Below are 12,152 nucleotides of genomic sequence, written 5' to 3'. Positions count from 1 at the left end.
CAGCCCGATAACTGAACGCATCTCTCCCTGTCCGGTCCCTTGACACCCCCGCCGCGACCGGGGACTCTTCAACACATCACTGGTGGGAGCGCTCCGCAGCGCCTCGTCGCGGGTGGCCTCCGCCACCACCGCCATCAGGCCGCTCCTCGCCTCCGGAAGAGCCAGGATCGAGGCGAACTGCAGGACCACACCCTCGATGTCGGCGGCCAGGGAGCCGCGGTCGGGGAGTTCCAGCGCGTCGAAGAGTTCCGCGACCGCGTCGACGACCAGTTCGTTCTTGCCCGCCCAGCGGCGGTAGAGCGTGGTTTTCGCAACCCCGGCGCGCGTCGCGACGTCTCCGAGGGTGAGCTTGGACCAGCCCAGTTCCACGAGCGCCTCGCGCGTCGCGGCCAGGATCGCGGCGTCCGCCGTGGCGCTGCGCGGACGCCCGGTGCGGCTGGCTGGGCTGCGGCTCTGCATCTTCCGACCATAAACCGGCGGTTCCCACGGGGCGCCGTGAGGGAGATCACCGGGGGGCGGTGTCCCGGCGGCGCGGTGTGGCATTACGCTACGACTCGTAGCGAAAGCCCGTGAGGGACGTACACGGGCCTCGGTACACCCGGCGTGGGGTGGGGACCCGGCGCCGAACGGCACGGACCGGCCTTGCTTTCACACCGTTTTTCACACGCGCGCGCAGTACGGGGGAGGATAGACGCATGCAGCCACGGAACATGTCCATGAGCGGAGTCGTCGACCTCGCCGCGGTGAAGGCGGCCCAGGAGGCCAAGGCGAAGGCGGAGCAGGCGCGCGCGCAATCAGCCCGGGAGGGCGGGACGGGGGCGATCTCCCCGGCCGATCTCGTCATCGACGTCGATGAGGCGGGGTTCGAGAGGGACGTCCTGCAGCGTTCCGCCGAGGTGCCCGTCGTCATCGACTTCTGGGCCGAGTGGTGTGAGCCCTGCAAGCAGCTCAGCCCGGTCCTGGAGCGGCTGGCCGTCGAGTACAACGGCCGCTTCCTGCTCGCCAAGGTCGACGTCGACGCCAACCAGATGCTGATGCAGCAGTTCGGCATCCAGGGAATCCCCGCGGTGTTCGCGGTCGTCGCGGGACAGGCGCTGCCGCTCTTCCAGGGAGCGGCGGGCGAGGCACAGATCCGGCAGACGCTCGACCAGCTGGTGCAGGTCGGCGAGCAGCGCTTCGGCCTGACCGGTCTCACCGTCGACCCCGAGGCCCAGCCGGGCGGTGCCCCGGCGGCTCCCGAGCGGCCGGCCGGCCCGCACGACGGGCTCCTCGAAGCCGCGGTGCAGGCGCTCGACTCGGGCGATCTGTCCGGAGCCGTCCAGGCGTACAAGAACGTACTGAACGAGGACCCGGCCAACGAGGAGGCCAAGCTGGGCCTCGCCCAGGCCGAGTTGCTCCAGCGGGTGCAGGGCGTCGACCCGCAGCAGGTGCGCCGGGACGCGGCCGACAAGCCGGCCGATGTGCAGGCGCAGATCGCCGCCGCCGATCTGGATCTGGTGGGCGGCCACGTCGAGGACGCGTTCGGCCGGCTCATCGAGACCGTGCAGCGCACGGTGGGTGACGACCGGGACACCGTGCGGGTGCGGCTGCTGGAGCTGTTCGAGGTCGTCGGGCCCGACGATCCCCGCGTGATCGCGGCGCGCAGGGCCCTGGCGCGCGCCCTGTTCTGACCAGTCGTTAAACACGCGGGCATGTGGTGCCCGCGTGAAAAGTTTGCCGACAGCAGGTCACTGCGGCCGCGCTTTACCAAATCTTGGTAATCGCGGCCGCTGTTACTACGAGTAAGTTGCGGGCGTTGATCTGTCGGATTCTGTCCAGCGATCAACAGCTTTGTACCGGCGTTCGGCAACACCCTGTGTCGTCGGCCGAGACCGATGGGTCGTTGTTCGGTTATCCGGCCGTTACTAGCGAGTAACGAACCCCCTTGTGCGGGCGACGAGAATGCACCACGATCGGCCACGCTCGGTCCATTCCCGTACCCCGGCAGCCGGTTGGGTCGCGGGACAACCTGGGTCCCCACCGAGCAGAGCCGGCGGCAGTGGCGCCGGCTCTTGGACAGGGGGGTCTTCGCCCTTCCGGCGAAGCCTGTCCAGCAGGGTTGTGCGTGATGCGTGTCAGGCGCGACCAGTGGTTGTCGCTCGGGGGTGATCGCCGGTGCTTCGGGCGCAGTTGCGCCGCCGAGTGCAGGCGCTCTCCTTCCCGAGGACGTAGCACTTCTCCCATCCCTGCCCGGCTGAGCCGCCAATCGGGGCGAGCCAGGACAGGAGATGTACGTCCGAGAAGGAGGAAATATGGAGTCCCAGGTGCGTGGCGGGACCAGATGGAAGCGGTTCGCTGTGGTCATGGTGCCCAGCGTTGCCGCTGCGGCATGTGTGGGTGTAGGACTCGCGCAGGGTGCGCTGGCCGCGTCGTTCAGCGTCTCCGGCCAGCAGTTCAAGGTGAAGGCCGCTCACCTGCACGGTGAGGGTTTCGCTCAGTACGGCGGAATCGACAACGTCTACACCTCGCCCACGGGTGAGAAGAAGACGAAGGTTCCCGTCGCGATCTCGTCGTTCGACACCGCGACGATCACCAAGATGTGCCAGTCGGTCGCGACGCCGATCCCTGGCATAGGCACGATCTATCTCCGTCTCGAGGCGGGGAACAACCCTGACAAGCCGGTCAGGGCCGAGAACCTCTACATCGACGTCGCCCAGCTCGACGCCGATGCGACGTTCGAGGACATCGACATCGGCGTCGCGGTCAAGGACAAGAGCCGCGGCCCCGACGTGAAGCAGGGCGAGAGCGTGCTGCCGGGCGGTTTCGCCCAGCAGGCGAAGTCGGCGGACCTCACCGGCGTCGAGCAGACGGCGTGGGCGACCACGGCGGGCACCTTCAAGCTCAGCGGCCTGTCGATGAAGCTCGGCACGGACAAGAAGATGGAGTGCTTCTGACGGCCTCCGGCCCACGGGCACAGGGGCTGCTGAACTGCCCCTGAGGGGCGGGGAAGCCGTTGCTTCCCCGCCCCGGGCCCGGCCCCGCGCCGGGCCACCACACAGACTCAGACTTTCCGGCTTCCACGCCTGCGGCCGAGCCGGTACGTACCTCCATCGGACCGAGGGAGCTGTTTTCCATGAGTGCCGAGACTCCGGTCCAGAGCGCCGGGACTTTCGCCCGGTTGCGTCGGCGATTCCGTGACTGGCGGGGCACCCGGCCGTTCTGGGCAGGCCTGTTCACCATCCTCGGCGGGGTGCCGATCGCCTACTTCCCCTACGCCACCCTCAAGTTGGGGACCATGTCGCTCACCATGGCGACCACCGCGGGTGCCGGCTCCCTCATCATCGGGGTCCTGCTGGTCACACTGGGTCTGACCATGTGGTTCCAGCAGGCGACGCGTCTCTTCGCCGGTGTCGCGGCGATCATCCTCGCCCTGGTGTCGCTGGTGGTCTCCAACATCGGAGGCTTCCTCATCGGTTTCCTGCTGGCCATGCTCGGCGGCGCTCTCGCCGTCGCCTGGGTGCCGGGCAAGTCGGAGGACACGAGGAAGGGGCGTCGGGCGGCCGGCAAGGGACCGAAGGGAGAAGGAGCCGTGGAGCCCTCTCCCGAGGGCCCGGCCGGTGAGGCGGGCGGGACGCACCCCCCGTACGGGACCGGCGACGACGGCACCGCGGAGGGCGTCCGGCCCGAGGCCCACAACGGGGGGTACCGTGTCGGCTGACTACCGCGACGGTTCTCCCGCCGCCCAGGCGAAGGCGAGAACGGGGCCACGTCACGCGGCTCCCAAGAAGCCGCTCTTCAACCGCTTCCAGATGCCCGCCGGCAAGGCGATAGCCATGGCGGCGATGCCCACCGCGGTCCTCATGGGCATGGGATTCACCCCGACGCTCGCCCTCGCCGACGAGCAGCCGTCGACCTCCAACAGCCTGACGGCCGACGAGTACAAGGACTGCATCGCGGCGATGGAGAAGGACAAGGACGGCGCCTCCCCGTCGCCCTCGGCGAGCGAGAGCGAGGCCGCGGGCGACGAGGACAAGGGCACGGCCGAGCCGACTCCCTCTGCGTCCGCCGGCTCGGACGCGGGTGCGGACAAGGACGGCTCGTCCTCTTCGTCGGATTCAGGTTCCGACGACGAGGGCGACAAGACCGAGCCCACCCCGAGCCCTTCGGCATCCGAGGGCACGTCGGGCGAAGAAGGCGAGGCGACGCCCAGCCCGTCCCCGTCCGAGAGCGGCGGCAACATCCTCGAGGACATCGGCGAGGCGATCGGCGGCATCTTCAAGGGCGGCAAGTCCACCGAGAGCCCGAGCCCGACGCCCTCCGCGTCCGCCTCGCCCTCCGGGGACACGAGCAAGGCCGAGGACACCGAGAAGTCCTCGGACACGAGCGAGAACGACGCGTCCGACGCCGTCAAGAAGACGACCGACACCGTCAAGGACGCGGCGTCGAAGGAGGCCGGGGACACGACCGACGCCGCCGAAAAGGCAGCCGAGAAGGCGGCCGAGAAGGCCGAGGGCGCGGCAGGGAAGGCCACCGCCTCCCCCAGCCCGTCCGCGAGCCCCTCCGTGGACCCCGAGGACTGCCCGGCCGCCACGGACGCCGAGGGCGGGGTGGACAACGAGCTTCTCGTCCCCGACGAGCCCTGGCGGCTGGAGGCCAGCTCCCTGAAGCTGCACGGCGCCGACTACCAGGGCATCGTGGAGGTGAAGACCGCGAGCGGCGCGACCAAGAAGGTCCTGAAGTTCGTCATCTCCGGCGGCACCGAGATCGGGGACCTGCACCAGCTCGTCAAGGACAAGCAGTCGGGCAAGACCCACCACGTCCAGGCGGCCAAGGGGTCGACGTCCACGATCACCGACGGCAAGACGGTGATGTACACGGAGAAGATCTCGGGCAACCTGCTCGGGCTGGTCCCGCTCACGTTCGACCCCGAGCACCCGCCGCCCCTGAACCTCCCGGAGATCTACTTCACCAACGTGAAGGTCACCCAGGCAGGCCAGTTCGGCGGCACGCTGACCGTGCCGGGGCTGCATCAGTATGTGACCGACTGATCCGAACTTCTCTCGGAGCCGCTCCCGAAACGAGGGCGCCCCCTGGATCCCAGGGGGCGCCCTCGGGGGCTTGTACGGGCCCTCACGGCCCTTCGCGGATCAGCCCTTGGCCTCGCCCAGGTGGTGGACCCGCACCATGTTGGTGGTGCCGGGCACGCCGGGGGGCGAACCGGCCGTGATGACCACGATGTCGCCGTCGTTGAAGCGGTTGAGCTTGACCAGCTCCTGCTCCACCAGGTCGACCATCTCGTCGGTGCTGTTCACGAACGGCACCACGTACGGCTCCACGCCCCAGCTCAGCGCCATCTGGTTGCGGGTGCCCTCGTCGGTGGTGAAGGCGATGATCGGCTGCTGCGCCCGGTAGCGGGACAGGCGGCGGGCCGTGTCGCCGGACTGCGTGAAGGCCACCAGGCCCCGGCCGCCGAGGAAGTCGGCGATCTCGCAGGCCGCACGGGCCACCGAACCGCCCTGGGTGCGCGGCTTCTTGCCCGGGACCAGCGGCTGCAGGCCCTTGGACATCAGCTCCTGCTCGGCCGCGGTGACGATCTTCGACATCGTCTTGACCGTCTCGATCGGGTACGCGCCCACGCTCGACTCGGCGGACAGCATGACCGCGTCGGCGCCGTCCAGGATCGCGTTGGCCACGTCGGAGGCCTCGGCGCGGGTCGGACGCGAGTTGGTGATCATCGACTCCATCATCTGGGTCGCCACGATCACCGGCTTGGCGTTGCGGCGGCACAGCTCGATGAGCCGCTTCTGCACCATCGGGACCTTCTCGAGCGGGTACTCGACGGCCAGGTCACCGCGGGCGACCATCACACCGTCGAACGCCATCACGACGTCCTCCATGTTCTGCACCGCCTGCGGCTTCTCCACCTTGGCGATGACCGGGACGCGGCGGCCCTCCTCGTCCATGACGCGGTGCACGTCCTGGACGTCCTTGGCGTCGCGGACGAAGGACAGCGCGACCAGGTCGCAGCCCATCCGGAGGGCGAAGCGGAGGTCCTCGATGTCCTTCTCGGACAGGGCGGGCACGTTGACGGCCGCACCGGGCAGGTTGATGCCCTTGTGGTCGGAGATGACGCCGCCCTCGATGACGATCGTCTTCACCCGCGGGCCCTCGACCTCGGTGACCTTCAGCTCGACGTTGCCGTCGTTGATGAGGACCTGGTCGCCCTTGGTGACATCGCCGGGCAGACCCTTGTAGGTCGTCCCGCAGATCGTCTTGTCGCCCGGGACGTCCTCGGTGGTGATGGTGAACTCGTCACCGCGCACCAGCTCCACGGGACCCTCGGCGAAGGTCTCCAGACGGATCTTCGGGCCCTGGAGGTCGGCGAGGACCCCGATGGCCCGGCCGGTCTCCTTGGCGGCGGCACGGACCCGGTCGTACCGGCCCTGGTGCTCGGCGTGCGAGCCGTGGCTGAAGTTGAAGCGGGCCACGTTCATGCCGGCTTCGATCAACGCGACAAGCTGATCGTGGGAGTCGACCGCGGGGCCGAGAGTACAGACGATTTTCGAACGGCGCATGGGTGCGATCCTATCGGTTTGTTTCCCGGCGGAATATTCCGTCTGGCGGAAAATACAAAAGGGCGGGTTGCCGCTCAGGTGTGATTCCCCGAACCAATTACCAGCGCGTAGGTCTGTGTCGCGATCTCCAATTCCTCGTCAGTAGGTACCACCGCCACCGCGACCCGGGCGCCCTCGGGCGAGATCAGCCGTGCCTCGTCGCCGCGCACGGCGTTGCGCTCGCCGTCCACCGCCAGGCCCAGCTCCTCCAGGCCCGCCAGAGCGGCCGCCCGCACGGGGGCCGCGTTCTCGCCGACACCGGCGGTGAAGGCGACCGCGTCCACCCGCCCGAGCACGGCGTAATAGGCGCCGATGTACTTCTTCAGGCGGTGAATGTAGATGTCGAACGCCAGCTCCGCCTGCTCGTCGCCCTCGTCGACGCGACGGCGGATCTCCCGCATGTCGTTGTCGCCGCACAGACCGATCAGACCGCTCTTCTTGTTGAGAAGAGTGTCGATCTCGTCGGCGGACATTCCACCAACACGCATCAAATGGAAGATGACGGCCGGGTCCATGTCTCCGGAGCGCGTACCCATCACGAGCCCCTCCAAAGGCGTCAGCCCCATGGAGGTGTCCACACAGCGTCCGCCCCGCACGGCCGAGGCGGACGCCCCGTTGCCCAGGTGCAGCACGATCACGTTCGTCTCGGACGGGTCCTTGCCCAGCAGCTCGGCCGTGGCCCGGGAGACGTAGGCGTGGGAGGTGCCGTGGAAGCCGTAGCGGCGGATGCGGTGTTCGTCGGCGGTCTTCACGTCGATCGCGTAGCGGGCCGCCGACTCCGGCATCGTCGTGTGGAACGCCGTGTCGAACACGGCGACCTGCGGCAGGTCGGGCCGCAGCGCCCGGGCCGTGCGGATGCCGGTGAGGTTGGCCGGGTTGTGCAGTGGCGCCACCGGGATGAGCCGCTCGATCTCGGCGAGCACCGCGTCGTCGACGACGGTCGGCTCGGTGAAGGTCTTGCCGCCGTGCACCACCCGGTGCCCGATCGCGGCCAGTTCGGGCGAGTCCAGGCCGAGGCCGTCCTTCGCGAGCTCCTCGGCGACCGCCTTCAGCGCTGCGTCGTGGTCGGCGATCGCCCCGCCGCGCTCCCGGCTCTCGCCGCCGGACGGGGTGTGCTTCAGACGGGAGGTCTGCTCGCCGATGCGCTCGACCAGGCCCACCGCCAGCCGGCTGCTGTCGCGCATGTCGAGCAGCTGGTACTTCACCGACGAGGAGCCGGAGTTGAGGACGAGGACACGGGTGGGGCTCACTGGGCGGTTGCCTTCTCGCTCGGGGACGGGGCGGGGGACTGGGCCTGGATCGCCGTGATGGCGACCGTGTTGACGATGTCCTGGACCAGGGCGCCCCGGGACAGGTCGTTGACCGGCTTGCGCAGACCCTGGAGCACCGGGCCGACGGCGATCGCGCCGGCCGAGCGCTGCACGGCCTTGTAGGTGTTGTTGCCGGTGTTCAGATCGGGGAAGATCAGCACGCTCGCCTGCCCGGCGACCTCGGATCCGGGCAGCTTGGTCGCCGCGACCGACGGCTCCACGGCGGCGTCGTACTGGATCGGGCCCTCGATCTTCAGGTCGGGGCGGCGCGAGCGGACCAGCTCGGTGGCCTCGCGCACCTTGTCGACGTCGGCGCCGGAGCCGGAGGTGCCGGTGGAGTACGACAGCATCGCGATCCGCGGCTCCACGCCGAACTGCTCGGCCGTGGTGGCCGACTGGATGGCGATGTCCGCGAGCTGCTGGGCGTCCGGGTCCGGGTTGACCGCGCAGTCGCCGTAGACGAGGACCTTGTCGGCCAGGCACATGAAGAACACGGACGAGACGATGTCGGCGTCCGGCTTGGTCTTGATGATCTCGAACGCCGGGCGGATGGTCGCGGCCGTGGAGTGCACCGAGCCCGACACCATGCCGTCGGCGAGGCCCTCCTGGACCATCAGCGTGCCGAAGTAGTTCACGTCGGAGACGACGTCGTACGCCAGCTCCACGGTGACGCCGCGGTGGGCGCGCAGGGCCGCGTACTGCTCGGCGAAGGTGTCCCGCAGCTCGGAGGTCGCCGGGTCGATCAGCTGGGACTCGCCGAGGTCGATGCCGAGATCGGCGGCCTTCTTGCGGATCTGGTCGACCGGGCCGAGCAGCGTCAGTTCGCACACGCCCCGGCGCAGCAGCACCTCGGCGGCGTGCAGCACCCGCTCCTCGGTGCCCTCGGGCAGGACGACCCGGCGCAGGTCGGAGCGGGCCTGCTCCAGCAGCTTGTGCTCGAACATCATCGGGGTGACCCGGTCGCTGCTCGGCGCGGAGACCCGGTGGGCGAGGTCGGCGGTGTCGGCGTACCGCTCGAACAGGCCGAGGGCCCGCTCGGCCTTGCGCGGGGTGGCCGCGTTCAGCTTGCCCTCCAGGGAGAACAGCTGCTCGGCGGTGGGGAAGCTGGTGCCCGCCACCGACAGCACCGGGGTGCCGGGGGCGAGGCGGTCGGCGAGGGTGAGGATGTGGTCGCCGGGCACCTCGTCCAGGGTGAGCAGCACACCCGCTATCGGCGGGGTGCCGGCGCTGTGCGCGGCGAGCGAGCCGACGACCAGGTCGCTGCGGTCGCCCGGGGTGACGACGAGGCAGCCCGGGGTCAGGGCGCTCAGGAAGTTCGGCAGCATCGCACCGCCGAAGACGAAGCCCAGCACGTCCCGCGCGAGTCCCGAGTCGTCGCCGAGCACCACCTTGGCGCCCAGGGCGTGGCCGATCTGCGAGACGGTCGGCGCGGACAGCGCGGGCTCGTCGGGCAGCACGTAACAGGGCACGGGCAGCCGGGAGTCGAGCTGGCCGGCGATCTCGTCACGGTCCTCGCGGGCCACCCGGTTGGTGACCATGGCCAGCACGTCGCAGCCCAGGGTGTCGTAGGCGCGGTAGGCGTTGCGCGTCTCGGCGAGCACGGACTCGACGGTCTGCTTGCGGCCGCCGACGACCGGGATCACGGACGCGCCGAACTCGTTCGCCAGCCGGGCGTTGAGCGACAGCTCGTCGGGGAGCTGGGTGCCGGCGTAGTCGGTGCCGAGGACCAGGACGACGTCGTAGTCCCGGGCGACCAGGTGGAAGCGGTCGACGAGCGTGGACACCAGCTCGTCCGTGCCGGCCTCGGCCTGCAGGGCGGACGCCTCGTGGTAGTCCATGCCGTAGACGGTCGCCGGGTCCTGGGTGAGCCGGTAGCGGGCACGCAGCAGCTCGAAGAGGCGGTCGGGCCCGTCGTGGACCAGGGGGCGGAACACGCCGACCCGGTCGACCTGCCGGGTGAGGAGCTCCATGACCCCCAGTTCGACGACCTGGCGTCCGTCGCCGCGGTCGATGCCGGTCACGTACACGCTGCGGGTCACGCGCGCTCTCCGTTTCGTCTCGAGTGGGGGGAGGCCTCACACCCACGGCTTTCCAGCCACGGGGCACAAAAATCGCCCACCGAGGTGAGCAGGACCATCTTGACAATACCTCTGCCGCTGGATAAGGCGCCCGTCAGGACGGGGTGCCGCACCGGGCTGTGGAGCGTGAAACAATCGGCAGTGGCTCACCGGTGTCAACAGCGAGCAGGAGACACAGCACGATGCGTATCGGAGTTCTCACCGCAGGCGGCGACTGCCCCGGCCTGAACGCCGTGATCCGGTCGGTCGTGCACCGGGCGGTCGACAACTACGGCGACGAGGTCATCGGCTTCGAGGACGGCTACGCGGGCCTGCTCGACGGCCGCTTCCGCAACCTCGACCTGGAGTCCGTCAGCGGCATCCTCGCCCGCGGCGGCACCATCCTCGGCTCGTCCCGGCTGGAGCGCGACCGGCTCCGGGAGGCCTGTGAGAACGCCTCCGACATGATCCACCAGTTCGGCATCGACGCGCTGATCCCGATCGGCGGCGAGGGCACGCTGACGGCCGCGCGCATGTTGAGCGACGCGGGCCTGCCCGTCGTGGGCGTCCCGAAGACGATCGACAACGACATCTCCTCCACGGACCGCACCTTCGGCTTCGACACCGCGGTGGGCGTCGCCACCGAGGCGATGGACCGGCTGAAGACCACCGCCGAGTCCCACCAGCGGGTGATGGTGGTGGAGGTCATGGGCCGGCACGCCGGCTGGATCGCCCTGGAGTCCGGCATGGCGGCCGGTGCGCACGGCATCTGCCTGCCGGAGCGGCCGTTCGACCCGGCCGACCTCGTGAAGATGGTCGAGGAGCGCTTCGCCCGCGGCAAGAAGTTCGCGGTGGTCTGCGTCGCCGAGGGCGCGCACCCCGCCGAGGGTTCCATGGACTACAACAAGGGCGCCATAGACAAGTTCGGCCACGAGCGCTTCCAGGGCATCGGCACCGCCCTCGCGCACGAGCTGGAGCGGCGCCTCGGCAAGGAGGCCAAGCCGGTCATCCTCGGCCACGTCCAGCGCGGTGGTGTGCCGACCGCCTACGACCGGGTGCTCGCCACGCGGTTCGGCTGGCACGCGGTGGAGGCGGCGCACCAGGGCCGGTTCGGCCGGATGACCGCCCTGCGCGGGACGGACATCGTGATGGTTCCGCTCGCCGAGGCCGTGACCGAGCTGAAGACGGTGCCGAAGGACCGGATGGACGAGGCCGAGTCGGTCTTCTAGCAGCCGGTTTTCCGGCAGTCGTTCTTCTAGCCGGCCTCCGGGCCGGTGTCCTCCTGGAGCTTCGTCCAGAAGTGCTCCACGATCCGGTCGAGGAAGTCCCGGCCGGCGCCGCCCGCGTCACCGCTGCCACCGCCCCAGCTCAGGGTGGTGGCCATGTGGCCCTGGTAGTCCTCGTGCAGGCCCTGCAGTGCGCGCTCCAGGAACCGCCGGTCCAGGGGCACGAGTTTGGCCACCGGGCGGACGTAGGCCTGCCAGCGGGTGGTCGCGGCGCTGCGCAGCAGGTCGCCCAGTCGGGCGTTGCGGCCCGTCACGGTCACGAGGTCGGGCAGCGCGAGCCCGAGCAGACCGGCGAGGGCGGCGGCCTGGCGTTCCGTGCCGCGCCAGCCGTCGGTCTCCTCCATGCGCAGGTACGCGTGTACGTCGTGCCCCACGGCCCGGGCCACGTCCTCCGGGGCGAGGCAGCGGGCGATGCGGTGTTCGCGCAGGGTGCGCGGTCTGCCGATCAGTTCGGCGGGCGAGCACCACAGCACGCCCGCGAGCGCGGTGAGTTCTGAGTCGGTCGGGGCGGTGGCCCCGCGTTCCCAGGACATCACGTGGTCCGGGGTGATGTGGGGATGTCCGTACGAGACGCGCATGCCGTGGGCGACGTGCTCGGGTGCCATGCCGAGGGCCGCGCGCAGCCGGCGGGCGGCCGGGGCGTTGAACGGCCGGGTGGCGGGGACGGCCTGCGCGGGGGGAGAGGGAGACGGGCGGTTCGGTCGGGCTGAAGGTCGGCGCACGGCCCACAAGCTAGGGCGGCCGGGAGGGGCTGACTACGGTCTGTTCGGCCAGGATCACGGATTGTAGGAAGCTACGGCTACCGACGGGTTCGACGGGGGCTGAAGATCGTCTGTCGGCGGGGGTGCGGGCGCGGCGAGGATGGCGCCGGGGCTCGATGATCACGGACCCGGAAAGGCAGTGACT

General features: G+C 69.9%; 10 protein-coding genes. 5 read left to right on the top strand and 5 right to left on the bottom strand.

Features of this window, described 5'->3' with window-relative positions:
- The coding region (locus ABT116_RS32915; protein WP_351641260.1) for a TetR/AcrR family transcriptional regulator at nt 1–459 on the bottom strand (459 nt) is incomplete at its 3' end.
- Nucleotides 460–695: 236 nt separating this feature from the next.
- On the opposite strand from ABT116_RS32915, the gene ABT116_RS32910 reads away from it, so the two are divergent.
- The 4 genes from ABT116_RS32910 (at nt 696) to ABT116_RS32895 (ending at nt 5,027) form a co-directional block, all read left to right on the top strand.
- Nucleotides 696–1,670, top strand: coding sequence for a tetratricopeptide repeat protein (locus tag ABT116_RS32910; RefSeq protein WP_351641258.1), 975 nt, complete (start codon nt 696–698; stop codon nt 1,668–1,670).
- A gap of 621 nt (nt 1,671–2,291) precedes the next feature.
- A complete protein-coding gene (locus ABT116_RS32905) occupies nt 2,292–2,933 on the top strand; it encodes a DUF6230 family protein (protein WP_351641256.1) in 642 nt (213 codons plus the stop codon).
- A gap of 179 nt (nt 2,934–3,112) precedes the next feature.
- Entirely contained in the window at nt 3,113–3,697 is a 585-nt protein-coding gene (locus tag ABT116_RS32900) for a DUF6114 domain-containing protein (protein WP_351641254.1), read from the top strand.
- Nucleotides 3,687–5,027 carry a hypothetical protein gene (locus ABT116_RS32895; protein WP_502983979.1) on the top strand — a complete coding sequence of 447 codons (1,341 nt, stop codon included), beginning with the start codon at nt 3,687–3,689 and terminating at the stop codon, nt 5,025–5,027. The genes ABT116_RS32900 and ABT116_RS32895 overlap by 11 nt, the downstream gene beginning before the upstream one ends.
- Before the next feature lie 99 nt (nt 5,028–5,126).
- On the opposite strand, the gene pyk is transcribed toward ABT116_RS32895, so the two are convergent.
- From pyk to pta, 3 genes are all read right to left on the bottom strand, one after another.
- A complete protein-coding gene (gene pyk, locus ABT116_RS32890) occupies nt 5,127–6,554 on the bottom strand; it encodes a pyruvate kinase (RefSeq protein WP_351641251.1) in 1,428 nt (475 codons plus the stop codon).
- Nucleotides 6,555–6,628: 74 nt separating this feature from the next.
- Nucleotides 6,629–7,843: an acetate kinase gene (locus tag ABT116_RS32885; RefSeq protein ID WP_351641249.1), complete on the bottom strand. Its 1,215-nt coding sequence runs from the start codon at nt 7,841–7,843 to the stop codon at nt 6,629–6,631.
- Nucleotides 7,840–9,942: a phosphate acetyltransferase gene (gene pta / locus ABT116_RS32880; RefSeq protein ID WP_351641247.1), complete on the bottom strand. Its 2,103-nt coding sequence runs from the start codon at nt 9,940–9,942 to the stop codon at nt 7,840–7,842. Before pta ends, ABT116_RS32885 begins: the two co-directional genes overlap by 4 nt.
- A gap of 221 nt (nt 9,943–10,163) precedes the next feature.
- On the opposite strand from pta, the gene ABT116_RS32875 reads away from it, so the two are divergent.
- Nucleotides 10,164–11,189 carry an ATP-dependent 6-phosphofructokinase gene (locus ABT116_RS32875; protein ID WP_351641245.1) on the top strand — a complete coding sequence of 342 codons (1,026 nt, stop codon included), beginning with the start codon at nt 10,164–10,166 and terminating at the stop codon, nt 11,187–11,189.
- Between the two features lie 26 nt (nt 11,190–11,215).
- Here ABT116_RS32875 and ABT116_RS32870 read toward each other — a convergent pair whose 3' ends face one another.
- On the bottom strand, nt 11,216–11,968 hold the full coding sequence (locus ABT116_RS32870) for an XRE family transcriptional regulator (protein ID WP_351641243.1): 753 nt from the start codon (nt 11,966–11,968) through the stop codon (nt 11,216–11,218).
- Nucleotides 11,969–12,152: the final 184 nt, after the last annotated feature.

Source organism: Streptomyces sp. NPDC002130 (assembly GCF_040296465.1).
Lineage (GTDB): Bacteria > Actinomycetota > Actinomycetes > Streptomycetales > Streptomycetaceae > Streptomyces.
Note: the sequence above shows the minus strand (reverse complement) of the source record. Positions and strands in the feature narration are given on the sequence as shown.

Excerpts from the sequence above, each read along its gene's own strand:
- ABT116_RS32875 (WP_351641245.1), top strand. The coding sequence starts at position 10,164 with ATGCGTATCGGAGTTCTCACCGCAGGCGGCGACTGCCCCGGCCTGAAC.
- ABT116_RS32900 (WP_351641254.1), top strand. The coding sequence starts at position 3,113 with ATGAGTGCCGAGACTCCGGTCCAGAGCGCCGGGACTTTCGCCCGGTTG.
- ABT116_RS32910 (WP_351641258.1), top strand. The coding sequence starts at position 696 with ATGCAGCCACGGAACATGTCCATGAGCGGAGTCGTCGACCTCGCCGCG.
- pyk (WP_351641251.1), bottom strand. The coding sequence starts at position 6,554 with ATGCGCCGTTCGAAAATCGTCTGTACTCTCGGCCCCGCGGTCGACTCC.
- ABT116_RS32905 (WP_351641256.1), top strand. The coding sequence starts at position 2,292 with ATGGAGTCCCAGGTGCGTGGCGGGACCAGATGGAAGCGGTTCGCTGTG.